22 protein-coding genes are annotated in these 22,327 nt (G+C 74.6%); 9 read left to right on the forward strand and 13 right to left on the reverse strand.

Going from position 1 to position 22,327, the window contains the following annotated elements; genetic code table 11:
- The first annotated feature begins 12 nt into the window (after positions 1-12).
- From ACFFXY_RS24750 to ACFFXY_RS24765, 4 genes are read left to right on the forward strand one after another with little or no spacing between them, the layout of a single operon-like run.
- Complete coding sequence (locus tag ACFFXY_RS24750) at positions 13-1,275, forward strand: hypothetical protein (RefSeq protein WP_382356898.1); 1,263 nt, start codon at positions 13-15, stop codon at positions 1,273-1,275.
- Entirely contained in the window at positions 1,272-2,300 is a 1,029-nt protein-coding gene (locus ACFFXY_RS24755; RefSeq protein ID WP_382356900.1) for a hypothetical protein, read from the forward strand. The genes ACFFXY_RS24750 and ACFFXY_RS24755 overlap by 4 nt, the downstream gene beginning before the upstream one ends.
- Complete coding sequence (locus ACFFXY_RS24760; protein WP_382356902.1) at positions 2,297-3,916, forward strand: tetratricopeptide repeat protein; 1,620 nt, start codon at positions 2,297-2,299, stop codon at positions 3,914-3,916. The genes ACFFXY_RS24755 and ACFFXY_RS24760 overlap by 4 nt, the downstream gene beginning before the upstream one ends.
- On the forward strand, positions 3,910-5,070 hold the full coding sequence (locus ACFFXY_RS24765; RefSeq protein ID WP_382356904.1) for a CHAT domain-containing protein: 1,161 nt from the start codon (positions 3,910-3,912) through the stop codon (positions 5,068-5,070). The genes ACFFXY_RS24760 and ACFFXY_RS24765 overlap by 7 nt, the downstream gene beginning before the upstream one ends.
- Here ACFFXY_RS24765 and ACFFXY_RS24770 read toward each other — a convergent pair.
- Entirely contained in the window at positions 5,067-5,654 is a 588-nt protein-coding gene (locus tag ACFFXY_RS24770; RefSeq protein WP_382356906.1) for a hemerythrin domain-containing protein, read from the reverse strand. The genes ACFFXY_RS24765 and ACFFXY_RS24770 overlap by 4 nt on opposite strands.
- Between ACFFXY_RS24770 and ACFFXY_RS24775 the strand changes: the two genes are divergently transcribed.
- Positions 5,631-6,254, forward strand: a complete 624-nt coding sequence (locus ACFFXY_RS24775) for a TIGR03086 family metal-binding protein (protein ID WP_382356908.1) — start codon at positions 5,631-5,633, stop codon at positions 6,252-6,254. The genes ACFFXY_RS24770 and ACFFXY_RS24775 overlap by 24 nt on opposite strands.
- Here ACFFXY_RS24775 and ACFFXY_RS24780 read toward each other — a convergent pair.
- Together ACFFXY_RS24780 and ACFFXY_RS24785 are read right to left on the reverse strand one after the other, a co-directional pair.
- Positions 6,251-8,737, reverse strand: a complete 2,487-nt coding sequence (locus ACFFXY_RS24780) for an MMPL family transporter (RefSeq protein WP_382356910.1) — start codon at positions 8,735-8,737, stop codon at positions 6,251-6,253. The two genes, ACFFXY_RS24775 and ACFFXY_RS24780, sit on opposite strands and share 4 nt — an antisense overlap.
- A 38-nt stretch (positions 8,738-8,775) precedes the next feature.
- Positions 8,776-9,432, reverse strand: a complete 657-nt coding sequence (locus tag ACFFXY_RS24785; RefSeq protein ID WP_382356912.1) for a TetR/AcrR family transcriptional regulator — start codon at positions 9,430-9,432, stop codon at positions 8,776-8,778.
- Positions 9,433-9,574: 142 nt separating this feature from the next.
- On the opposite strand from ACFFXY_RS24785, the gene ACFFXY_RS24790 reads away from it, so the two are divergent.
- From ACFFXY_RS24790 to ACFFXY_RS24800, 3 genes are read left to right on the forward strand one after another with little or no spacing between them, the layout of a single operon-like run.
- The gene (locus ACFFXY_RS24790; protein ID WP_382356914.1) at positions 9,575-10,663 is read left to right on the forward strand and encodes an alcohol dehydrogenase catalytic domain-containing protein; all 1,089 of its coding nucleotides are present in this window, start codon (positions 9,575-9,577) and stop codon (positions 10,661-10,663) included.
- A gap of 14 nt (positions 10,664-10,677) precedes the next feature.
- Positions 10,678-11,430 carry a 3-oxoacyl-ACP reductase FabG gene (gene fabG / locus ACFFXY_RS24795; RefSeq protein ID WP_382356916.1) on the forward strand — a complete coding sequence of 251 codons (753 nt, stop codon included), beginning with the start codon at positions 10,678-10,680 and terminating at the stop codon, positions 11,428-11,430.
- Entirely contained in the window at positions 11,427-11,882 is a 456-nt protein-coding gene (locus ACFFXY_RS24800) for a MaoC family dehydratase (RefSeq protein WP_382356918.1), read from the forward strand. Before fabG ends, ACFFXY_RS24800 begins: the two co-directional genes overlap by 4 nt.
- A gap of 64 nt (positions 11,883-11,946) precedes the next feature.
- Here the strand turns inward: ACFFXY_RS24800 and ACFFXY_RS24805 are convergent, their stop codons facing one another.
- On the reverse strand, positions 11,947-13,131 hold the full coding sequence (locus ACFFXY_RS24805; RefSeq protein ID WP_382356920.1) for an acyl-CoA dehydrogenase family protein: 1,185 nt from the start codon (positions 13,129-13,131) through the stop codon (positions 11,947-11,949).
- A 93-nt stretch (positions 13,132-13,224) separates the two neighbouring features.
- Between ACFFXY_RS24805 and ACFFXY_RS24810 the strand changes: the two genes are divergently transcribed.
- Entirely contained in the window at positions 13,225-13,650 is a 426-nt protein-coding gene (locus tag ACFFXY_RS24810; protein ID WP_382356922.1) for an acyl-CoA thioesterase, read from the forward strand.
- Here the strand turns inward: ACFFXY_RS24810 and ACFFXY_RS24815 are convergent.
- The 9 genes from ACFFXY_RS24815 to ACFFXY_RS24855 are packed head-to-tail and all read right to left on the reverse strand — an operon-like array spanning position 13,647 to position 22,325.
- Positions 13,647-15,230 carry an AMP-binding protein gene (locus ACFFXY_RS24815; protein ID WP_382356924.1) on the reverse strand — a complete coding sequence of 528 codons (1,584 nt, stop codon included), beginning with the start codon at positions 15,228-15,230 and terminating at the stop codon, positions 13,647-13,649. The two genes, ACFFXY_RS24810 and ACFFXY_RS24815, sit on opposite strands and share 4 nt — an antisense overlap.
- Positions 15,227-16,468 carry an acyl-CoA dehydrogenase family protein gene (locus ACFFXY_RS24820; RefSeq protein WP_382356926.1) on the reverse strand — a complete coding sequence of 414 codons (1,242 nt, stop codon included), beginning with the start codon at positions 16,466-16,468 and terminating at the stop codon, positions 15,227-15,229. Before ACFFXY_RS24820 ends, ACFFXY_RS24815 begins: the two co-directional genes overlap by 4 nt.
- Positions 16,444-17,502 (reverse strand): phosphotransferase family protein, encoded by a 1,059-nt coding sequence (locus ACFFXY_RS24825; protein ID WP_382356928.1) that lies wholly within the window; start codon positions 17,500-17,502, stop codon positions 16,444-16,446. Before ACFFXY_RS24825 ends, ACFFXY_RS24820 begins: the two co-directional genes overlap by 25 nt.
- Before the next feature lie 25 nt (positions 17,503-17,527).
- On the reverse strand, positions 17,528-18,790 hold the full coding sequence (locus ACFFXY_RS24830) for an ABC transporter substrate-binding protein (RefSeq protein WP_382356930.1): 1,263 nt from the start codon (positions 18,788-18,790) through the stop codon (positions 17,528-17,530).
- A 5-nt stretch (positions 18,791-18,795) separates the two neighbouring features.
- Complete coding sequence (locus tag ACFFXY_RS24835) at positions 18,796-19,800, reverse strand: branched-chain amino acid ABC transporter permease (protein ID WP_382356932.1); 1,005 nt, start codon at positions 19,798-19,800, stop codon at positions 18,796-18,798.
- The gene (locus ACFFXY_RS24840; protein WP_382356934.1) at positions 19,797-20,675 is read right to left on the reverse strand and encodes a branched-chain amino acid ABC transporter permease; all 879 of its coding nucleotides are present in this window, start codon (positions 20,673-20,675) and stop codon (positions 19,797-19,799) included. The genes ACFFXY_RS24835 and ACFFXY_RS24840 overlap by 4 nt, the downstream gene beginning before the upstream one ends.
- Positions 20,675-20,893: a hypothetical protein gene (locus tag ACFFXY_RS24845; protein ID WP_382356936.1), complete on the reverse strand. Its 219-nt coding sequence runs from the start codon at positions 20,891-20,893 to the stop codon at positions 20,675-20,677. Before ACFFXY_RS24845 ends, ACFFXY_RS24840 begins: the two co-directional genes overlap by 1 nt.
- Positions 20,893-21,609 carry an ABC transporter ATP-binding protein gene (locus ACFFXY_RS24850; protein ID WP_382356938.1) on the reverse strand — a complete coding sequence of 239 codons (717 nt, stop codon included), beginning with the start codon at positions 21,607-21,609 and terminating at the stop codon, positions 20,893-20,895. The genes ACFFXY_RS24845 and ACFFXY_RS24850 overlap by 1 nt, the downstream gene beginning before the upstream one ends.
- The gene (locus ACFFXY_RS24855; RefSeq protein WP_382356940.1) at positions 21,606-22,325 is read right to left on the reverse strand and encodes an ABC transporter ATP-binding protein; all 720 of its coding nucleotides are present in this window, start codon (positions 22,323-22,325) and stop codon (positions 21,606-21,608) included. The genes ACFFXY_RS24850 and ACFFXY_RS24855 overlap by 4 nt, the downstream gene beginning before the upstream one ends.
- Between the last annotated feature and the right edge of the window lie 2 nt (positions 22,326-22,327).

Genomic DNA, 22,327 nt, shown 5'->3' on the forward strand with positions numbered 1-22,327 from the left:
TACACTTCGCGCATGGTCCATGGCCTCGCGGCCTCGGCGGCCGTGCCGCGGGGCATGCTCGTCGCCGACGCCTGGTCCCAGCTCGGCGATGCCGTGGCGCCCTTGAGCAACGCCTCGGGCCGGCCCCTGGCGCGCACCGTGAAGCTCCTGCTCGACCCGCTGGTGCTCCGGCCCGCGCAGAACCCGCGGTTCTCCGGCGGCGTCGTCGCCATCGAGCACGTGGACGCGCTCCGGGCCGCGATCCTCGACGCGGGCCCGGCGCTCGCCGCGACCGCCGCCTGGTTCCAGCTCCTCAAGCGGGCCCGCCGCCGCGCGGGCGTCACCGACGGCCACCCGCAGGACCTGTACTTCCAGCGCTGCTACGAGCTCGCGCACGTCCACGGCGACCCGGCCGCGCTCCCCGGGGCCGCCGAGATCGCGGCCGAGGCCGTCGCCGAGGTCCACGCCGAGCGCGGCGAGGTGTCGGTGGACGGCCTGCGCCGCTTCCTCACCGACCCCGCCCGCAGCGCCGAACTCGCCGGGCTCCTGCGCGACGCCTGGTCGCACCGGCCCGCGCCCGCCGCCGCCGAGGCGCACCCTGGGGTGGCCGCGTTCCTCGACGACTGCGCGACCGCCCCCGACCCGCGCCTGTGGAAGGCCCTCGCCGACGCCTCGGTGGGCACCGCCGAGGCCGCGGGCCTCGCCGGGACCGGGGTGGCCCGGGAATTCGGCCTCACCGACCGCGACCTGCCCTCGGCCCCCGAACTCGGCGAGCGCGCCTCGAAGCGCAAGCTCCCCAGGCCCTTCGACAGGTCCATCATGGAGCGTCTGTTCGCGGCGCTCACCACCTGGTTCCAGCGCGAGTCCATGTCCGACATCCCGTCCCTGGTCACCGGCGAGATCCAGCGCTCGGCCGCCCCCTGGCAGCTCGCCGAGGAGCCCAGCCGCGTCGCCATGGCCCTGGGCCGCGACGCCAGCGCCGGGCTCGGGACCGACGGGCAGCCCGCGGCGGCCTCGGACGCCAACGCGCGCCTGCTCAACCGGTGGCGCCGCGAGTCCTATGTGCACCGCGTGCTGCGCCTTCCCGAGCCGTCCGCGATGGGCGTCGAGGTGCGCGGGACCCGCCGCGCGTACCTGCGGCGGCTGTGGGTGCGCCTCCACGGCCGCGAACTGCGCGGCGAGGCCACCGCGGCCGACGAGGTGTGGGACCTCCTCGACGGCGCGCTCCGCTCGGTCGTCATGGACCAGCGCGACCGGCTCAAGCGTTCCCTTGAGCGCGAAGAGGACCGGTCATGACGGCGTTCACGGTCCGGTGGGACCCCCACGCGATCCGCGTCGGCGACCGCCCCCCGCACCCCGAGCGGACCATGCTCGTGGAGGCCCGTGGCGCGCTCCTGTACTGGGACGCCCTCGACCTGCGGCCCCACCCGGCCGCGGAGGTCTTCGACGCGCGGGCCGCGGGCGAGTGGCTGTGGGAGGTCTACGGCCCGGAAACGGCTGCGGACGTCCTCGACGGGGCCGCGTCGGTCGCGACCGAATGGGACTCGCCAGTCCTCGCCGCCGCCCGGAACCTCGCGCTCCTGCACTGGGCGGGCGCCTGGTGGCCCGCCTCGCATGCCGCCGCGGTCCCCGCGCTGCCCGCGGACCTGCTGCGGGCCGAGACCGCCTGGTACACCGCCGGACTCGACCACCTCCTGGACGACGAGGCCGCGGTGGAGCGCGCCCTCGCCGACGTCGACCTCACCGCGCTGACCGGGCGCACCGACCACGAGACCGCGGCCCTCGCGGCCGACCTCGCCGATCTCGCCGACGCGTTCGGCGTCGAACTCCGCAGCGCCGCAATGCGGCGGGAGGACTGGGCGCTGGCGGCAGGCGGCGCGGAACCCGGTCTCGCGGTCGCCTCGGGCAGCGCCCCGATCGACTGGTCGCTGGTCCCGGCCCGCGCACTCGACGCCGCCGGGGAGGCGACCTGGCGGTTCGAGAACCGCTCCGGCGCATGGATGCTCGCGGTCACCGCCCCCGCCGCGCCCGGCGCCGTGCCGACCGCGCTCACCGCCGTCGTCGGCGCCGTCGAGGTCCCGCTCCACTACGACCCGGACACCAACACGTTCGGCGGCGAGGCGCCCGCGCCGCCCGAGTTCGCGATGCGCCTCGGCGGCGGCCGCCCGATCGAGGTCCGCTCCCCCGGCTACGTCGCGGACGGCCCCGACCGCGCCTCCTCCGACCCCGACCGGGCCGAGCGCCGCGCCGCCCTCGTCGCCTTCGCGCGCGAACGCCTCGCCTCCCCCGCCGCGACGCTCACGGAACGGTCCGCCGCATGACCGACGACGACGTGATCGGCCTGCGCGGCAAGGAGACCAGCGGCCCCCGCTGGGCCGCGTTCCGCGAGCTGAACAACAAGGCCGCCGTCCTCGCGGGCAAGGGACAGGCCGCCGAGGCCATCGCCCTGCTCCACCAGGCCCTCGAACTCACCTACGTCGAGGACGTGGACGCGGCGGGCCTCGACGGCCGCGCCCGCGCGCTCGGCAACCTCGCGGGCCTCGCCGAAGGCCAGGGCGACACCGACGCGGCCCTGCGCCTCGCCGAACAGGCCCTCGAAGCGTGCTACGCCGCCGAAGCCCGAGCGGGCGACCGGTACGGCACCGTGGCCGTGCGCGCCTCGGTCCTGGTCAACCGATGCCAGACCCTCCAGCTCCTCGGCCGCCTGGACGAGGCGCTCGCCGACGTCAACGGCGCGCTCGACATCGTCGGCGAGGGCGAGGAGGGCGACGACGCCTACCTCGCGGTGTCGGCCAACAACACCCGGACCGTGCTCCTCATCGGACTCGAACGGCTCGAAGAGGCCGAGGCCGCCGCGCAGCTCACGCTCCGGCTCGCCGCCGCCCGCGACCCGCGCCTGACCGGATACCCGTACTCGAACCTCGCCGCGATCGCCCAGGCGCTCAACGACCACGAGGCCGCCATGGGCTACCTGCGGCTCGCCGAGCAGGTCCACACCGCGGCCGGGGACGCCCTCGCGGCGGCGCTCGCGGTCGCGAACCAGGGCCGGGCCGCGATGCGCGCCGGGGACGCCGCGACCGGGCAGCGGCTCCTCGCCGCCGCCGAGCAGGCGTTCAGCGACGGCCAGCAGCCGCTCCGCGCCGCCGAGCTGCGCTACAGCCGCGCGCACGCCGCGTTCCAGGCGGGCGACACCGCCCTGGCCGCCGAGCTCCTCGGACCGGCGATCGAGGTCCTGCGCCAGGCCGGCCACGCGGCGATGCTCACCGAGGCCCTTGCGGTCCAGGGCGACATCCTCGCCGCCGCAGGCGACTACGACAAGGCCGAGGAGTCCTACCTCGCGGCCTGGCAGGTCTGCGAGCAGTCCGGCGCCCGCTACCACCTCGCCCGCCTCGACATGCGCCGCTCGTTCGCGGTCGCCGACCAGGCCGCCGCCGCCCGCACCGAGCGCCGGCGCACGCGCCTGCTCCGCCGGGCCTTCGACCTGTCCCTCACCTCGGCCCTCGCGACGGACGCGATCCGGCACGGCTTCGCGCCCGGACGCGCCCGCGAGCGCTGGGCCGCGACCGTCGCGATCCCGGCGATGGCCCACGCGCTGAGCCTCGCCGCGGCCCTGCGGGACGGCGCGCTCGTGTCCGAGCTTCTGGAGCACATGAGCGCCACGGTGTCGCTCCACGCCTCCGCGCCGGTCGAGTCGGGGCCGGTGGACGAGGTCCCCGACTTCCCGACCCTCGAACCCGCGCAAGGGGAGCGATTGTCGTTCACCGCGTCGGCCCTCGTCACGGGCGACTCGCCGGACTTCCCCGCGACGCGCTTCGCGCTGCCGCCGCGCCTGCGCGTCAACCCGTGGCGAGAGTCCCAATTGGAGCCGTGGATTCGGGAGACCGAGCGCCGCTACGGGTTCCCGATCCGCTCCGGCGAGGTGATCGACACATGGTGAACCGACCGACCGTGCAGCTCAAGCTGATCGACGCCGACGGCCTGTTCTACTCGTGGCGGTGGGAGCACGACCTCGGCGCGATCCAGAACATCATGGTCGAGACCGCCCGGGTGCGGCCCGCGCTCGACGCGCTCGCCGAGGCCCTCCCGACCCCGCTCCCCGACGAGACCGTGGACCAGGCCCTCCGGCGCTCGCTGACCGGCCCGCTGGCCGACCGCGGCCGCGAGGCGGGCCTGGCGACGGCCCTCGCCGCGTCGCTCATCCCGTACCAGCTCGCCATGGAGATGAACGCGCTGCTGGAGCAGGGCCTGCGCCCGCACGTGCGCATCCAGCCGTCCCTCTCGACCGCGCAGGTCCCTTGGGAGGCATTGCGAGTGGACGAGGGCGAGCGGTTCGTGACGAACGCCGACGTGTCGGTCCTGCCGCCCGCGACGGTCCGCAACGCGCCCGAGCGGCGCCGCACGGCCTGGGAGCCGGACGGCGCGGTCGTGGCGGTCCTGGACCCGAAGGTTCCGGGGGCCGGCCGCGGCCTCGGCTCGGTCCTCGGCGCGGGCTCAGGGCTCGCGGATCTGGGGAGCGTGCGCGAGGAGGTCGACCGGGAGGCCCTGGAACCGCGCCTCGCCGAGGCCGCGCGCTTCCTCTACGTGGGCCACGTGACCACCTCCAAGCACGGCCTCGACGCGCGCCTGCACCTGAGCTGCGGCCCCGGCACGACCGGCCGGGCCGCGGTCGTGAACGGCCACCGCCCCCTCACCGCGGCCGACCTCCTCCTGGGCCACCGGCCCGGCCCCGCGTCCCCGTGGCGGATGCCGAACCGGGTGGCGCTCATCGCGTGCGAGAGCGGCGGCGAGGTGCGCTTCGCCGAACCGGTGGGCCTGGTCGCGGCCGCGATCCACACCGGCGCCTCGTACGTCACCGCCACCCGCTGGACGCTCCCCACCGACGAGGGCCTGCGCCACTTCGCCCCGGGCGCGACGGCGGCGACGACGGTCCTGCCCGAGGCGGTCCGCGCGGTGGACGCGGCCCACGGCGCGCCCGACCCGGTCGCGGCACTGAACGCCTGGCAGCGCGCCAAGGCCGACCGGTGGGAAGCCGAAGGGCGCCTTGAGGACTGCCCCGTGGTCTGGGCGGCCTTCGCCACCGCGTTCGCTTAGGCGAGGTCCCCGAGGAGGTCCTTCGGGTCGGCGTCGAGCGCGAGCGCGTCGAGGACGGTCAGCAGCTGCCGCTCCTCGTAGCCGAAGTGGGTCTCCATGACCGCGCCGATGCCGTCGAGGTGGCGGTGGAGGGTGTCGTCGTCGGCTTTGGCGTCGATGGCGGCGGCGAAGCCGCCGAGGAGGTGTTCGAGCATGTTGTGGTCGCGCATGAGGTTGGCGATCACGGGCCCGAGTTCGGGGTGCGCGGCGGTGATCTCGGGGAACAGGCCCCGGTCCTCGCTCTGGTGGTGGCCGCTGAGGGCGGCGCAGAAGCCGCGGCAGTAGACGAGGAGGTCCTCGCCCGCGCGGTCGTCGAACTCGTCGTCGATCTGGCGGCGGGCCAGGTCGAGGGCTTGGCGCAGGCGCTGGTGGACGCCGCGGAGCTGGGTGCTGAACGCGACCAGGCGGTCGGTCTCTGAACTGATGTCGTGCTCCTTCGGTGATCGGCGGCCCGGCCCCGGGGGCGGGGGCGCCGTCCGGCATCGTATCCGCTCGGGCGGCGGGGGCCTATGATCCCGGTCATGACAGGACTCCTCGAATTCCACGCCGTCGCCCTGAACGCCACCGTCGACCTCGTGGACGGGGCCGAGCGACTCGACGTGCCCACGCCTTGCGCCGGTTGGGACCTCGGGCGGCTGGTCGCGCACATGACGGGCCAGAACCTCGGGTTCGCGGCGGCGGCCCGCGGCGACGAATTCTCGGTGCGCACCTGGGCCGAGGTGCCCTCGACCCCGGCGGCGTTCCGGGCCTCCGCCGCGGAAGTGCTCGCGGCGTTCGCCTCCGACGGGGCGGCCGGGCGGGAGTGGTCGATCCTCGCCGGGGCCGACCAGGAGGTGAAGGTGGCCGGGGAGACCGCGATGGGGTTCCACTTCATCGACTACGTGGCGCACGCGTGGGACGTCGGCGCCGCGCTCGGCCGCCCGCCGGTGTTCGCGCAGCCGCTGCTCGACGCCGTGCTGCCGCTGGTCCTCGCGGTCCCGGCGACCGGCCCCTCCCGCACGGGCCCCTACGCGCCGTTCGCCCCGGCGGTGACCGCCGCGGCCGACGCGTCCACGATGGACGAAATCCTCGCCTACCTCGGGCGCGACCCGAAATGGAAGGCCCCCTCGCCCGAAGGCGAAGGGGCCCGGGTGAAGACCGACTAGGACTCGGCCTTCTCCACGTGCGGGTGGCGGCGCTCCAGCGCCGCGCCCTCGACGTCCACGTCGGGCAGGATGCGGTCGAGCCACTTCGGCAGCCACCACGCCTTGTCGCCCACCAGGTGCATGAGCGCCGGGATGATGAGCATCCGGACCAGGAACGCGTCCACGAGCACGCCGAAGGCGAGCGCGAAGCCGATCGGCCGGATCATCGTCGAGTGGGAGAAGATGAACCCGCCGAAGACCGCCATCATGATGATCGCGGCGGCCGTGACGACCGACCGCCCGGCGCGCACGCCGAGGACCACGGACTGCCGCGCCGGGGCGCCGTGGGCGTACGCCTCGCGCATCCCCGAGCCGATGAACAGCATGTAGTCCATGGCGAGCCCGAACAGGATGCCGACCAGGAGCGTCGGCAGGAAGTTCAGGATCGGGCCGGGCGTGTCCACGCCGAACACGTCGGCGAGCCAGCCCCACTGGTAGATCGCGACGACGCCGCCGAGGGCCGCGAAGTAGCTGAGGATGAACCCGAGCGTCGCGAGCACCGGCACCACGATCGAGCGGAACACCAGGATGAGGATGATGAGCGACAGGCCCACCACGACCGCGAGGTATACCGGGAGCGCGTCGGCGAGGATCTCGGAGATGTCGATGTTGCCGCTCGCGGACCCGGCGACGCCGATGTCCGCGACGCCCTCGACCTGGAGGTCCCGCAGGGCGTGCACGAGTTCCTGAGTGGACTCCGAGGTCGGGCCCTCCTCGGGGATCACCCGGAACGCGATGGTCGTGCCGTCCTCGGAGGTCCCGATGGGCGCCACGGCGACCACATCGTCCACGGCGGCGACGGCCTCGGCGACCGCAACCTGGCCTGTTAGCGAGTCCGGGTCGTCGGGGGCCTCGGCGAGGTCCGCGACGACGAGGAGCGAGCCGTTCTGGCCCTCGCCGAAGCGCTCGGCGATCGTCTCGTACGCCTGGTACTGCGTGGTGTCGTGCTGCTCCGACGAGCCGTCGGGCAGGTTGAGCCGCAGGTCCATCGCCGGGAGCGCGACGGCGACGAGCGCGCCGAGGCCGACGAGGACGCGGAGCACGGCGCGGCCGGTGTGCATCGGCTGCGGGTCGGGCTTGCGCTCGGCCGAACCGTGCGATTCGCGGGCCTTGCGCTCGCGCCTGCTGAGGATCTTCAGGCCCGCGAGGCGCAGGAGCGCCGGGATGAACGTGATGGCGACGAGCACCGCGACCGCGATGCTGAACGCGCCGATCGAGCCCATCAGGCCGAGGAACGGGATGCCCGTGATGTTCAACGCCACCAGGGCGATGAGCACGGTGGCGCCCGCGAACACGACCGCGTTCCCGGAGGTCCCGGTCGACAGCGCGATCGACTCGTCGACGTCGTAGCCCTCTTTGAGCTGGCGGCGGTGGCGGTTGACGATGAACAGCGAGTAGTCGATGCCCACGGCGAGGCCGAGCATGACGCCGAGGATCGGGGTCACCGAGGTCATCTCGACGGCGCCGGAGAGCGACATGCTGGCGAGTGCGCCGATGCCCACGGCCACCAGGGCGGTCACGAGCGGCAGGACCGCGCCGACGAACGTGCCGAGCATGAGGACCAGGACGATCCCTGCGACGACGAGGCCGATGACCTCGCTGACGCCCGCGATGGCGGGGACGGCGTCCTGCATCTCGGAGGAGTAGTCGAACGCGACGCCGTCCACAGGGGAGTCGTCGAAGACCGCGGTGACGGCTTCCTTCGTCTCGGGCGTGACGTCCATCTGCGGCTCGGTGAACGCCACGGTCACGACCGCGGCACTGCCGTCCGAAGAGACGACCCCCGCGTCGGCGGCGAGTTCGAGGAGTGTCGCGGCTTCTTCGAGCGGGATCGCCCCGGCCTCGGCCTCGGCTGCGCCCGCTTCGAGTTCGGCCTCCCTGGCGTCGAGCTCGGCTGCCCCGGCGTCGATCTGGGCCTGCTGGGCGTCGAGCTCGGCGGAGTCGCCGAACTGCTCGCGGGCGGCGTCGAGCTGCTCCTGGGACGCGGCGAGGTCGGCACGTGCGGACTCGATCTCGTTGCGGCCCTGCTCGATCCCGGCACGCCCGGCCTCCAGTTCGGCGAACCCCTCGTCGATCTGGGTCTGCTGCTCCTCGCGCTGCGCCTCGGTGGCGAACGGGTCGACCACCGTCTCGACGCCGTCGACGTCGGCGGCCTCGGCGATGAGGGCCGAGATCGCGGCCTGCTGCTCGTCGGTGAACGCGTCGCCGTTCTCGGTGGAGAGGACGATCGAGCCGGTGCCGCCCGAGGCCTCCGGGAGCGCCTCGGCGAGGTGGTCGGTGACCTCCTCGGTCGGCGTGCCGGGAATCGAGAGCGTGGTGGCGAACGCGCCGCCGAAGAGGAGGAACGCGGCCGCGGCGGCCGCGAGGATCAGCGCCCATGCGGCGATGACGGTCTTGGCGCGGCGGGCGCACCAGCGCCCGACGCGGTACAGGAATTCTGCCAAGGTGCTCTCCTGGTAGTGGTTTCGGGTGTTCCTGGTGCTCAGGTGCCTGGTTCTCGCAGGACGCCGGTGACGCGGGCGACGAGGCCGTCCCAGGCGCGGCGGGACGCGGGGGTGTCCGCGGCGCCGGTCTCCTCGATCCACCGGTGGACGAATCCGATGAGGCCGCCGCAGAACGCGGCGACGAGGAGGCCGACGGCGAGGGGGTCGGTGCCGGGGTGGCGGCGGGTCATCGCGGCGGTCATCCGCTCGGTGAAGAGGTTGAAGGCGCGCTGCATGAGCAGGGCCTCGCGGTCGCCGGGCTGGGCGGTCCCGCCGCCGAGGATCTCGAACAGCTCGACCACGACGGGCACGAGGTGGTCGCCGGAGGCGGTCGCGACGAGGTCGGCGAGGACGGTCTCCGGTTCGCGCTCGGCGCTGGCGGCCTGCTCGGACATGCGGTCCACGACCTCGACGAGCATCTGCCCGGCGACCTCGGTGGCGACGTCGGCGAGGGTCGCGAAGTGGTTGAAGACGGTGCGGCGGGAGACGTCGGCGGCGGCGGCGAGCTCGTCCACGGAGAAGCCGGTGCCGCGGCGCTCGCGCATGAGGTCGGCGGCGGCGTCGAGGATCGCCTTGCGGCTCTTGGCTTTGAGCGCGGCGCGGCGGTCGACCGGCGCGGCGGGGGTCGGCTCGGCTGGTCCGGTGGGTGCGGCCATGCCGCCTACACTAGATGCAACGATGCACTGAGTGCATCCGCTTGTGCGGATCGCCACAGGATTCCGCGGGCCGGGGTAGCGCGGCAAACCGTCCAGTCGGTATGCTCAGCGGTGTCGGGCGGACGACGACGAGGAGGTCGGCGTGGAGATCACCGGAGCCGTGCTGGAGCGCTGCGGCGCGCCCGCGCCGTACGCCCAGTCGCGGCCGGTCACCGTGGGGCCCTTGGAGCTCGACGACCCGGGACCGGGCGAGCTGCTCGTGCGCGTCGAGGCCGCGGGGCTGTGCCACTCGGACCTGTCGGTGGTCGACGGCAGCCGGGTCCGGCCGGTCCCGATGCTCCTGGGCCACGAGGCCGCCGGGATCGTGGAGCGGGCCGGACCGGACGCGTGCGTCGCGGTCGGGCGGCGGGTCGTGATGACGTTCCTGCCCCGCTGCGGCCGCTGCGAGGAGTGCGGCACGCTCGGGCGCCTGCCGTGCGCCGTCGGGTCCGCCGCGAACGCGGAGGGGACGCTCGTCGGCGGGTCGGTCCGCCTCAGCCGCAACGGGACCCCGGTCGCCCACCACCTCGGCGTCAGCGCCTTCGCCACGCACGCGGTCGTCTCCGCCAGTTCCGTCGTCCCCGTGGACCACGACGTGCCGCCCGACATCGCGGCCCTGCTCGGGTGCGCGGTGCTCACCGGCGGCGGCGCGGTCGTCAACGCCGGGCGGCCCGAGGCGGGCGCGCCGGTGGCAGTCGTGGGCCTCGGCGGCGTCGGCATGGCCGCGCTCCTCGTCGCGCAGGCGCTGGGGCATACCGTGATCGGCGTGGACACCGTGCCCGCGAAACTGGACCTGGCCCGCTCGCTCGGGGCCGAGGCCCGCACTCCCGAAGCGGCGGAAGGACTCCGGGCCCCCGTGGTCGTGGAGGCCGCCGGCTCGGCCCGCGCGTTCGAGACCGCGTTCGCGCTCACCGCGCCCGGCGGCACCACCGTCACCGTGGGCCTGCCGCACCCGGACTCGCGCGCGACGATCGCGCCGCTGCTCCTGACCGCCGAGGCCCGCACCGTGGTCGGCTCCTACCTCGGCTCCGCCGTGCCCGGCGACGACGTCCCGCGCTACGCGGACCTGTGGCGATCCGGGCGGCTCCCGCTCGACCGGCTCGTCTCCGACCGGATCGGCCTCGACGGCCTCCCGGCCGCCCTGGACCGGCTCGCCGCGGGCGAGGCGCTGCGCCAGCTCATCATGTTCTGACCGAAAGGACGCCCATGACCTCACGGACCGCCATCGTCACCGGAGCCGCGCGCGGCATCGGGGCCGCCACGGCCCGCCGCCTCGCCGCCGACGGGCACGCCGTCGCCGTCCTCGACCTCGCCGAGGACCAGGCGCAGGCCGTCGCCGACGACATCAACGCCAAGGGCGGCAAGGCCGTCGCCGTCGGCGCCGACGTCGCGGACGAAGCAGCCGCCGCAGCCGCCGTCGAGCGCTGCGCCGCCGAGCTCGGCCCGCCGCAGATCCTCGTCAACAACGCGGGCATCCTCCGCGACAACCTCCTGTTCAAGATGAGCGCCGCCGACTGGGACGCCGTCCTCGGCGTCCACCTGCGCGGCGCGTTCCTCATGTCCCGCGCCGTCCAGTCGTCCATGGTAGACGCGGGCTGGGGCCGGATCGTCAACCTCTCCAGCACCTCCGCGCTCGGCAACCGCGGCCAGGCGAACTACGCCGCCGCGAAGGCGGGCATGCAGGGCCTCACCAAGACCCTCGCGATCGAGCTGGGGAAGTTCGGGATCACCGCGAACGCCGTCGCGCCCGGGTTCATCGAGACCGAGATGACCAGGGCCACCGCCGAGCGCGTGGGCGTCCCCTTCGCGGACTTCCTCGCCCACGCCGCGAAGGACGTCCCGGTGGGGCGCGTCGGGCAGCCCGAGGACATCGCCGCGGCCGTCGCGTTCTTCTGCTCCGAGGACGCCGGGTACGTCTCCGGGCAGGTCCTCTACGTCGCCGGGGGCCCGAAGGCATGACGATCACCGCCGCCTCCCCCGCCGACCTCGCCAACCACCTGGGCGCCAAGGCGACCGGCGCGTGGGTCGAGGTCGACCAGGGCCGCATCGACGCCTTCGCCGACGCCACCGGCGACCACCAGTGGATCCACACCGACCCCGCCCGCGCCGCCGCCGGGCCCTTCGGCGGGCCGATCGCGCACGGCTACCTGACGCTGTCGCTCCTGCCGGGGCTCCTCCAGGGCCTCATCGTGATCGAGGGCCTCGCCATGTCCGTCAACTACGGCCTGGACCGGCTGCGGTTCCTCCAGCCGGTCCCGGCCGCCTCCCGCGTCCGCGCCGCCGTGGAGCTCGCCGCCGCCGACGCGGTCCCCAAGGGCGTGCGCGCCGCGTACGACGTGGCCGTGGAGATCGAGGGCGCCGCGAAGCCCGCGCTCGTCGCCCGCACGCTCACCCTCTACGTCCCCGCATAGGAAGCGGCGCGGCCCTCGTGGGGCCGCGCCGCTCTGGTGCGGGTGAAGCCGTCGGGAGGCCGGGTCAGACGAACGCCTGGCGGCCCGTGATCGCGCGGCCGACGATGAGCGTGTTCATGTCGTAGGTCCCCTCGTAGGAGTAGACGGCCTCGGCGTCGGCGAAGAACCGCGCCACTCCGTGGTCGAGCTGGATGCCGTTGCCGCCCAAGACGGCGCGGGCCCGGGCGACGACCGCGCGCATGCGGGCGGTGCAGAACGCCTTCGCCATGGCCGAGTGCTCGTCGCGGCGCGTCCCGGCGTCTTCGAGCTGCGCGGCGCGCACGCAGACGGCGAGCCCGGCGGTGACGTCGGCGAGGTTCTCGGCGAGCTTCTGCTGCACGAGCTGGAACGACGCGATGGGGCGGCCGAACTGCTCGCGCTCGCGGGCGTAGCGGACGGCGGCCTCGTGGGCGCCCACGGCGATCCCCATGGCCTCCCACGCGACGCCGACGCGGGTGGGCCCGAGGACCCCGGCGAGGTCCTTGAAGGAGTCGATGCGCTGGAGCCGGTCGGCTTCGGGGACCTCCACGCCGGTGAGCGTGATGTCGGCGTTCTGCACGCTCCGCAGCGACTGCTTGCGCTCGATCTTCTCGGCCTTGAAGCCGGGGGCGCCCTTGCGGACGATGAAGCCCTTGACCCGGCCGTCGTCCACGTCCTTGGCCCAGATGAGGGTGATGTCGGCGAACGTGGCGTTCCCGATCCAGCGCTTGGCGCCGTCGAGGACCCACGTGTCGCCGCGGCGCACGGCGGTGGTGCGCAGGCCGCGCGCCGTGTCGGACCCGGCGAGCGGCTCGGTGAGGCCGAAGGCCCCGATGACCTCGCCGCGGCCCATGGGCGGCAGCCACTGCGCGCGCTGCTCGGGCGAGCCGCCGACCCCGATGGCGCCCATGGCGAGTCCGGAGGTGACGCCGACGAAGGTGGCGAAGGAGGCGTCCACGCGGGCGATCTCGACGGCGGCCCAGCCGCGGAAGAGCGCGCTGTTGGGGAAGCGGCGGGACTCGGGCCAGGCGGTGCCGAGGACGCCGGTCGCGGCGATGCCGGGGATGAGGTGGTGCGGGAACTCGGCGCGGTCCCAGTAGTCGTCGGCGACGGGCCGGACCTCCCGCTCCATGAAGTCGCGCAGGCGCAGCGCGGCCTCCCGCTCGACGGGGTCGAGGAGGTCCTGGAAGGAGTAGAAGTCGGCGTCGAGGCGGGCGGGCGCGTCGGTCATCGCGTCTCCTGTCGGTCGGGCCGACCGGTTGGGACCGACCGGTCGGTATGTTAGAGCGTGTCGATGCCCATGCCGCCCCCCGAAGGAGCCGCCGTGACCAACCGCTACCCGTTCCCCTTGCGGTGGAACGACAACGACCAGTACGGACACATGAACAACACCGTGTACTACGAGGCGATGGACTCGGGCGTGAACACCTGGATGATGCGCCGCGCGGGCCTGGACCCGGCCGGGGAGGTCATCGGGCTCGCGCGGGCCTCGTCGTGCGAGTTCCTCGCGCCCGCCTCGTTCCCCGACGTCCTGGAGGTGGACATCGCGGTGGCCCGCCTCGGGACCACCTCGATCACGTGGGACCTGGCGATCCTCCGCGAGGGCGCCCCCGACCGGGGGTCGCCGCTCGCGCTGGGGCGGTTCACGCACGTGTTCGCGGACCGCGCCGGCCGCCGCCCGGTGCCGGTGCCCGCGCCGGTCCGCGCCGCCGTGGAGGCGGAGCTGCGGATCGGCGGGGCCGCCGGCTAAGGCGTGTACGTCCGCACCAGTTCGCGTTTGAGGACCTTCCCGCTCGCGCCGAGCGGGAAGGCCTCCACGACGTGGACGACGCGCGGGTACTTGTACGCCGCGACCTTCTCCTTCATGAACGCCACGACCTCCGCGGCGTCGACCTCGCGGCCCTCGGCCGGGACGACCGCGGCGTGGACCTCCTGGCCGTGCGTCTCGTGCGGGACGCCGAAGACCGCCGCGATCGACACCGCCGGGTGGCGCGCGAGCACCGCCTCGACCTCCGTGGGGTACACGTTGTAGCCGTTGCGGATGATCATGTCCTTCTTGCGGTCCACGATGGTCACCACGTGCTCGGCGGTGACCGTGCCGAGGTCCCCGGAGCGGAACCAGCCGTCCACGATCGCCGCGTCCGTCGCGTCGGGGCGCCCGAGGTAGCCCTTCATGAGGTTGTGGCCGCGGATGACGATCTCCCCCAGCTCGCCGGGCGCGAGCAGCACGATCCGGTCCTCGGTCTCGGCGTCGGCGACCGCCACGTCCACGCCCCAGATCGGGGTGCCCACGGTCCCGGGCCGGATCGGCTCGCCCTCCTTGTTGAACGTCGCCGACGGCGCGGTCTCGGTGAGCCCGTAGCCCTCGTGGACCTGCGCGCCGAAGGCCGCCTCGAACGCCTCCAGCAGCGCCACCGGCAGGGCCGCGCCGCCCGACACCGCGAACCGCAGCGGCGGCCGCTCGGGACTGCGCTTGGCCGCCTCGACGAGCCCCGCGAAGTTCGTCGGCACGGCGGTGAACACCGTGCCGCCGTGCAGGTTCAGCAGCGCCAGCGCGTCGTCGGGGTCGAACTTCGGGAGCAGGATGATCGAGCAGCCGCGCCGGAACGCGACGTTGAGGACGGCCATCTGCCCGAAGGAGTGGAAGAACGGCAGGCCGCCGTAGACGACGTCCTCGACCGTGAGCGGGAACGAGTCGATGAGCGAGACGTTGACCTGCTCGACCATCGCCAGGTGGGAGCCGACGGCGCCCTTGGGGGTGCCGGTGGTCCCGGAGGTGTAGAGGATCGTGGCGGCGTCGAGCGGGTTGACCGAGGCGTAGCGCTCGATCGGTTGCGCCTGGGCCGCTTCGGCTTCGAGGCGCGGGAGCGGGTGCCCGCCGACTTCGAGGCCCTCGGGGGCGAGGACCGAGACGAGAGGGACGCCCGCGCGGGCGGCGGCGGGAGCGGCCTCGGCGAGGAGGGGCGCGGCGGCGACGAGGAGTTCGGCGCCGGAGTCCTCCAGGACGAACGCGATCTCGTCGGCCTTGAACAGGAGGTGCACGGGGACGATGACGGCGCCGAGGGCGAGCGCGGCGTAGTAGACGCGCGGGAAGTCGGGGACGTTCGGCACGAGCATGGCGACGCGGGAGCCGCGCCCGACGCCGCGGGCGGCGAGCGCCCCGGCGTAGGCGCGGGTCTGGTCCCACAGCTCGCCGTAGTGGAGGGTCCGCCCCATGAAGTGCAGGGCGGGCGCGTCGGGGGTGCGGCGGGCGGTGTCGGCGAGGATCGCGGCGATCGAGAGGGTCCCATGGCCGGGCCCGTCCATCGCGGGGTCGGGTCGGTGCGTCATTGCACAACTCCTTCCATTGTGGATGAGGGTAGCCGGAGTTCGGCCTTGCCGAGCGCGGCGACGTGGACCTCGTCGGGTCCGTCGGCCAGGCGCAGCGCCCGCGCGGCGGCGAACATGGCCGCGAGCGGGTGGTCGTCGGTGAGTCCGGCGGCGCCGAACAGCTGGATGGAGCGGTCGAGGATGCGCTGCACGGCGCGGGGGACGGCCGCCTTGATCGCCTGGATGCCGGTCATGGCGGCCCGGTTGCCCTCGGTGTCCATGTGCCAGGCGGTCTTGAGGACGAGGAGGCGCAGGGCCTCGACCTCGACGCGGGCGTCGGCGGCCCATTCGCGCACGACCCCTTGGCGGGCGAGCGCGGCGCCGAACGCGAACCGCTCGTTGGCCCTGGCGCGCACGAGGTCGAGGGCGCGTTCGGCCATGCCGAGGGCGCGCATGCAGTGGTGGACGCGGCCGGGCCCGAGGCGGGCCTGCGCGATGGCGAAGCCCTCGCCTTCGCCGCCGAGGAGGTCCGCGGCGGGGACGCGCACGTCGTCGAAGCGGATCTCGGCGTGGCCGCCGTGGTCGCGGTCGTCGTAGCCGAGGACGGTCAGGGGCCGCACGATCGTGACGCCGGGGGCGCTGCGCGGGACGAGGACCATGGACTGCTGGCGGTGCCTGGGCCCGTTCGGGTCGGTCTTGCCCATGACGACGAGGAGCTCGCATTCGGGGTTCATCGCGCCGGTGGCGAACCACTTGCGGCCGTTGACAACCCACTCGCCGCCGTCCCGGTGGACGCGGGTCCCGATCTGGGAGGCGTCGGAGGAGGCGGTGCCGGGTTCGGTCATGCAGAACGCGGAGCGGATGCGGGCGTCCAGGAGCGGTTCGAGCCAGCGCTCCTGCTGCTCGGGGGTGCCGAAGTGGGCGAGGAGCTCCATGTTGCCGGTGTCGGGTGCGGCGCAGTTCATGGCGGCCGGGGCGAGCCGGGGGCTGCGGCCGGTGAGTTCGGCGACGGGCGCGTACCGGAGGGTGGAGAGGCCGCCGCCGTAGCCGTGGGGGCCGGGCGGGAGGAACAGGTTCCACAGGCCGCGTTCGCGGGCGGTCTCCTGGAGGTCGCGCACGACGGGGCGGGTGCTCCAGTCGCCCGGGGTGGCGGCGATCTGCGCGGCGAGCACGGCTTCGGCGGGCAGCACGTGCTCGTCCATGAATGCGGCGGCCTCGTCGGCGAACACGCGGGTCATCTCGTCGGGTCGGAAATCCACAGCCCCTCCTCCGCCAGGGGTGCGACGAGCGCCCCGATCGCGTCGAAGCCCTCGCCTACAGTGTGGCCCTTCGTGTACCGGAAGTGAACCCCTTCGAGGATCACGGCGAGCTTGTAGCAGGCGAAGGCCCGGTACCAGCGCAGGTCGGGGACGGCGGCGCCCGCGCGCGCGGCGTAGGCGTCGACCGCCTCGTCGAAGCTCGGGTACCCGGCGCCGGGGACGATGGCGCCCGCGGCCTGCGCGCCCGCGGCCTGCGCGCCCGCGGCGAGTTCGTTGATGTGCCAGTACATGCCGAGCATCCCGAGGTCCACGAGGGGGTCGCCGAGGGTCGCCATCTCCCAGTCGAGGACGGCGGCGACGCGCGGGGCGTCGGGCGGCCCGGCGACGATCATGTTGTCGAGCCGGTAGTCGCCGTGGACGATGCCGGTGCGGCCGGAGTCGGGGACGGCGGCGGCGAGCCGGGTGCCGAGCGCGTCGAGGGCGGGCACGTCGCGGGAGCGGGACGCGTCGAGCTGCCGCGCCCACGTGCGCATCTGGCGTGCGAGGTACCCGCCGGGGCGGCCGAAGCCGCCGAGCCCGAGGGCCTCGGGCTCGGCGGCGTGGAGGTCGGCGAGGATCTCGGCGACCTCGATCCCGAGGCCGTGGAGGCCCGCGGGGGTCCAGTCGGCGTTGCGGGCGGGGCGGTCGAGGACCGTCCCGTCGACGTAGGCCATGACGAAGAAGACCGTGCCGGTGACCTCGCGGGCCTCGGTGTCGTCCGCGACGCCCACGGTGCCGGGGACGGGGATCGTCCCGTGCAGGGCCGTGATGACCCGGTGCTCGCGGCGCATGTCGTGCGCGGTGGGGAGCGCGTGGCCCAGGGGCGGGCGGCGCAGCACGAACGGGATCTCGGCGCCCTCGACGCGGTACGTCAGGTTCGAGCGTCCGCCGTCGATGAGCGCGGCCCGCAGCGGGCCCTCCCCTGCGAGCCCGGGATGCTCCCGGGCCAGCCAGCGGGCGAGCCCGCCCGTGTCGAGCCCCGGTAGGTCGGTCATCGGTCTCCTTCCGTCAGCGGGCGTCTCAGCCCGGGATGCCCTCGTTCTCCAGTGGAACGGGGGAGGCTTCGATCGCGGTCACCTGGCCGCCCGCGGCGACCTCGTAGACGGGCCCGGCATAGTCCTGGACGCCTTCGTCGACGACGGTGACGCCCACGGCCCGGTACGCGGCGTGGTCGTCGGCGGAGTAGGAGAGGGGCACGATGCCGTTGCCGAGCAGGTCGCCCGATTCGACGGCGGCCACGAGGGACTCGCGGGTGGGGTCGTCCCCGGCGGCGGCGAGGGCCTCGGCGAAGAGGTGGCCGACGCTCATGCCGAAGATCGTGTTCCCGGTGTAGGGGGCGCCGTCGTTGTACTCGTCGTTGATCTGCCGGAACAGCGCGTCCCATTCGCCGCCCGCGCTGGAGGGCAGGTAGTTGACGCTCACCATGCCCTGGAGCAGGGCCGGGGCGAGGTCCTCGCCGAGGTAGCCCGCGAGGGTCGGGTAGTCGGCGCCCGAGGAGGACACGTACCAGCGGGGGAACCACTCCATCTGGGCGGCGGTGCCGACGGCCATCGCGGTGAACCCGTTGATGGTCCCGAGGACGTTGACCTCGCATCCGGCGCCCATCATGGCGCCGATCTGCGCGGTGAGGTCCTCACTGGACACGGAGTAGTCCTGGACCTCGGCGACCTCGTTGGAGCCCACGACGGCCTCGACGCCCTCGGTGATCCCGGCGCCGTAGTCGTCGTCCTGGCCGAGGACGCAGATCACGGCGTCGGGGTCCTGCTCGGTCGCGTACTGGGCGAGCGCGGCGCCCTCGGTCACGTAGTCGGCGTTGAACGCGAAGGTGCGCTCGTACACGCGCGGCTGGTTCCAGGTGAGGGAGCCGGAGGACACGAACAGGTCGGGGACGCCCTGCTGGTCGAGGTAGTCGAGGACGGAGGTGTGGGTGGGGGTGCCGAGGCCGTTGACGATCGCGAAGACCTCGTCCTCGGTGACGAGCTCGCGCACGGCGGTCTGGGTCGCGGCGGGGTCGTAGGCGTCGTCCTTGACGAGGTACTCGATGTCGCGGCCGTTGATGCCGCCGTTCGCGTTCACGTACTCGAAGTAGGCGGCGGTGGCCGCCGAGATCGCGGAGTACCCGGCGGCGGCCGGGCCGGTGAGGGGCTGGTGGGTGCCGATGGTGACGGTGTCGTCGGTGACGCCGGGGACGGACTCGTCGCCGCCGGGGGTGGAGCAGGCGGTCACCGCGAGCGCGGCCGCGGCCAGTGCCGCCGCGCCTCTGTAGGGTCGGAAGGTTCGCATGACGATCACCTCTCTGTGGTCGTGGAAGGGGTTGCGAAGCGGAGGAGGCGGGCCGGTCGCGGCAGGCGGGCGAGGCCGCCGGGCCACGCGAGCGTGAGGGCGACCAGGCCCGCGCCGAAGAGGAGCACCGCGAGGTTCCCGTCGAGCCGCTGCCCGAACTCCGAGGGCGCGAGGCCCACGAGTTCGTCGATGGCCCAAGGGAGGACGGTCACCAGGACCGACCCGATGGCGGCGCCGCCGATGCTGCCGAGGCCCCCGGCGACGGCCGCGACGACGAGCGACAGCGAGAACGCCAGGCCGTACCCGCCGGGCGTGACCTGCTGCGTGGCGACGGCGAGGACCGCGCCGCCGAGCCCGGCGGGGACCGCGCTCGCGACGAACGCGCCGGTCTTCACCCGGCCGGGGTCCACTCCGGACAGACGGGAGGCGGTCTCGTCGTCCAGGACGGCCCGCATGCGCAGTCCGGCGCGGCCCGAGCGCAGGATCATCAGGGGCGTCACGGCGACGGCGGCGATGACGATCGCGAGCCACGCGTGCCACTGCTCGACGGCGATGAGCGAGGCGAGCGCTTCGGGGACGGGGAAGAACGGGGCGCGGACGCCCTGGTCGCCGCCGAGCGGCAGGGTGCTCGCCGCGGCCGGGAGGGCGATGACGAGCGCGAGCGTGAGCCCGGCGAGGTAGGGGCCGCGCAGGCGTGCGGCGGCCGCGCCGAGGAGCAGTCCGAGCAGGCCTGAGACGGCGGCCGCCGCGAGCAGCCCGGCGAGCAGGGCCACCGGTGCCGGGCCGTCCACTGCCGAAGCGGCGCAGGCGAACCCGTACCCGCCCGCGGCCATGAGCACGGCGTGGCCGAGGGAGAGCTGCCCGGTGAGGCCGACGAGGACCGTGAGTCCGGCGACGGCGGCGAAGCACGCGGCGGCGGTGGCGAGCTGGTAGTTGCGGAACGGGTCGAGCCCGAACGTGCCGCCGATCGCGAGGGCGGTGATGAGCAGTGCGCGCAGCGGGGTCCTCATGCGGTGCGGGCCTCCTTCGCGGCGAGCAGGCCGCCGGGGCGGACCAGGAGCACGAGGGTCATGAGCGCGAGGACCGCGAGCGGGGCCGCGGACGCCGAGGCGTACCCGGTGACGAGGCTGACGAGCAGGCCCGTGCCGATCCCGGCGACCAGCGCCCCGGCCGGGGAGTCGAGGCCGCCGATGACCGCGACGGCGAACGCGTTCACGAACAGGAGGTCCGCGGCGTGCGGGTTGAGCCCGAGTTCGGTGGGCACCAGGAGGAGTGCGGCGAGGGACGCGGCGGCGACCGACAGGGCCCACCCGAGCGCGACCATGCGCGGCACCCGCACCCCGGCGAGCCGCGCGGTCTCGGGCGCGAACGCCGCGGCCCGCAGCCGCAGGCCCAGCGAGGTGCGGTTGAACAGGAGCGCGAGCCCGGCCATGACGGCCGCGGCGGCCCCGAGCGTGAACAGGTCGTACGGGGAGAGCACGGGCACGCCGCCGATCACGAAGGGCCGCTGCGAGAACGGCGGGTGCATCGGCCGGTGCTCGGGCCCGAACGCGATGGCGAGCCCCGCTTGCAGGACCATGACGAGCCCGATCGCGACGATGATCCCCGGCAGCGGCGCGTGCGCGGGCAGCCGCCGCATCAGCCCGCGCTCGACCGCGGACCCGAGCAGCGCCCCGGCGGCGAGCCCGGCCGCGAGCCCGGCCCAGTACGACCCGGTCGCGGCGGTGACGGCGAACGCCGCGTACACCGCGGCCGCGGCCATCGCGGCCTGCGCGAAGTTCACGACCCTCGCAGTGCGCCATACGATCACGAGCGACAACGCGAACAGCGCCAGCACGGCCCCCCGGGCGAGCCCGGCGGAGAGAAGGAACACGAGCCGGTCCATCAGCCCGCCTCCCCGAAAGAGGCGCGGACCGCCGGGGCGGCGGTGCGCGGGCGGAGCGGGGACGCCGAGCGCTGCCCGCCGGCTCCCATGAGCCGCGACCCGCCGGCCGCCAGGGCCGCCGGCGTCGACGCGTCGTCGCGGCGGGTCGAAGGTCCGTGGTCGGCGCGCGTCGGCGCGGCGCGGGTGCCCTCGTCCAGGGATGCGTGGTGTCGTTCCATCAGAACCCCAGGTAGGCGTGGCGGAGGGCGGGGTCGGCGGCGAGGTCGGCGGCCGGGCGGTCGGCGGCGACCGATCCGAGCGAGAGCACGACGCCCCGCTGGGCGACCGAGAGCGCGCTCGCGGCGTTCTGCTCGGCGAGGAGCACGGTCAGGCCGGTCCGGGCCGCGGTCGCGCGGAGCACCCCGAGGAGCTGCGCGGTCGCCTTGGGCGCCAGTCCGAGCGACGGTTCGTCCAGCAGCAGGACCCGGGGCTGCGCGAGGAGCGCGCGGGCCAGGGCGAGCATCTGCCGCTCGCCGCCCGAGAGCGTGTGCCCGGGGGCGCGGCGGCGTCGGTCGAGGGCCGGGAACAGCCCGTACATCTCCTCGACGGCGGCCTTGCGGGCCTTGCCCCGGTGCCGCCAGAGCCCGCCGAGGCGCAGGTTCTCGTCCACGGTGAGCTCCACGACCGTGCTGCGCCCCTCCGGCACCAGGCCGAGCCCGGCCCGCATTCGGTCCTCAGTGGACATCGATGTCAGGTCGCGCCCGCCGAGCCCGATCCGCCCCGCGCGCAGCGGCACGAGTCCGGTGAGGGCGCGCAGGAGCGTGGTCTTCCCCGCGCCGTTGGCGCCGAGGAGGGCCGTGACCGCGCCCTCGGCGATGTCGAGGTGCAGGGCGTCGATGACGGGCGCGCCGTCGCCGTACCCGACGGTGAGGCCCTCGCAGGCGAGGGCGCTCATACGGCGGCCTCGACGCCGAGGTAGGCGGCTTCGACGGCCGGATCGTTTCGGACCTCGTCGGGGGTCCCTGCGGCGATCACACGGCCGAAGTCGAGCACGACGATGCGGTCGGCGGTCGCCATGACGAAGTCGACGTGGTGCTCCACCAGGAGGATCGCGCAGCGCAGGCCGTCGAGGACCTCGGCGAGGTCCTCGATGTCGCCGGGCCCGAGGCCGCCCGCGGGCTCGTCCAGCAGCAGGAGCGCGGGGCCGGTGGCGAGGGCCCGCGCGAGGGCGGTGCGCTTGCGGTCGGGGTAGGGCAGCGCGCCCGCGGGGCGGTGGGCGAGACCGGTGAGGCCGAGGTCTTCGATCGTGCTGCGGGCCTTCGCGTCGGCGTCGGGGTCGCGCAGGGCCACCAGCGGGACGCGCACGTTGTCGAGGACGGTGAGCCGGTCGAACAGGCCGAGCCCCTGGAGCGTGCGGGCGACGCCCGCGGCGAGGAGGCGCGTGGTCTTGGCGGGGGCGGGGCGGCCGTCGATCCGAACGGTCCCCTTGCGGGGCTTGACGAGTCCGCAGACCGCGTTGAAGACGGTGGTCTTCCCGGCGCCGTTGGGGCCGATGAGGGCGACGGTCTCGCCGGGGTGGACGTCGAAGTCGACGCCGTCGAGGGCGGTGAGGCCGCCGAAGGCCACTTCGAGGCCGCGCACTGCGAGTCGGGGCGGGGAGGGGGTGGTCATGC

Source organism: Glycomyces mayteni (genome assembly GCF_042428885.1).
Classification (GTDB): Bacteria; Actinomycetota; Actinomycetes; order Mycobacteriales; family Micromonosporaceae; genus Glycomyces; species Glycomyces mayteni.

Bases quoted from the DNA above. Each gene is read 5' to 3' on its own strand.
- ACFFXY_RS24855 (WP_382356940.1), bottom strand. From the start codon at position 22,325: ATGACCACCCCCTCCCCGCCCCGACTCGCAGTGCGCGGCCTCGAAGTG.
- ACFFXY_RS24750 (WP_382356898.1), top strand. From the start codon at position 13: ATGGTCCATGGCCTCGCGGCCTCGGCGGCCGTGCCGCGGGGCATGCTC.
- ACFFXY_RS24800 (WP_382356918.1), top strand. From the start codon at position 11,427: ATGACGATCACCGCCGCCTCCCCCGCCGACCTCGCCAACCACCTGGGC.
- ACFFXY_RS24840 (WP_382356934.1), bottom strand. From the start codon at position 20,675: ATGGACCGGCTCGTGTTCCTTCTCTCCGCCGGGCTCGCCCGGGGGGCC.
- ACFFXY_RS24785 (WP_382356912.1), bottom strand. From the start codon at position 9,432: ATGGCCGCACCCACCGGACCAGCCGAGCCGACCCCCGCCGCGCCGGTC.
- ACFFXY_RS24825 (WP_382356928.1), bottom strand. From the start codon at position 17,502: ATGACCGACCTACCGGGGCTCGACACGGGCGGGCTCGCCCGCTGGCTG.
- ACFFXY_RS24850 (WP_382356938.1), bottom strand. From the start codon at position 21,609: ATGAGCGCCCTCGCCTGCGAGGGCCTCACCGTCGGGTACGGCGACGGC.
- ACFFXY_RS24845 (WP_382356936.1), bottom strand. From the start codon at position 20,893: ATGGAACGACACCACGCATCCCTGGACGAGGGCACCCGCGCCGCGCCG.
- ACFFXY_RS24775 (WP_382356908.1), top strand. From the start codon at position 5,631: ATGACAGGACTCCTCGAATTCCACGCCGTCGCCCTGAACGCCACCGTC.
- ACFFXY_RS24835 (WP_382356932.1), bottom strand. From the start codon at position 19,800: ATGAGGACCCCGCTGCGCGCACTGCTCATCACCGCCCTCGCGATCGGC.
- ACFFXY_RS24760 (WP_382356902.1), top strand. From the start codon at position 2,297: ATGACCGACGACGACGTGATCGGCCTGCGCGGCAAGGAGACCAGCGGC.
- ACFFXY_RS24765 (WP_382356904.1), top strand. From the start codon at position 3,910: ATGGTGAACCGACCGACCGTGCAGCTCAAGCTGATCGACGCCGACGGC.
- ACFFXY_RS24755 (WP_382356900.1), top strand. From the start codon at position 1,272: ATGACGGCGTTCACGGTCCGGTGGGACCCCCACGCGATCCGCGTCGGC.
- ACFFXY_RS24805 (WP_382356920.1), bottom strand. From the start codon at position 13,131: ATGACCGACGCGCCCGCCCGCCTCGACGCCGACTTCTACTCCTTCCAG.
- ACFFXY_RS24830 (WP_382356930.1), bottom strand. From the start codon at position 18,790: ATGCGAACCTTCCGACCCTACAGAGGCGCGGCGGCACTGGCCGCGGCC.
- ACFFXY_RS24815 (WP_382356924.1), bottom strand. From the start codon at position 15,230: ATGACGCACCGACCCGACCCCGCGATGGACGGGCCCGGCCATGGGACC.
- fabG (WP_382356916.1), top strand. From the start codon at position 10,678: ATGACCTCACGGACCGCCATCGTCACCGGAGCCGCGCGCGGCATCGGG.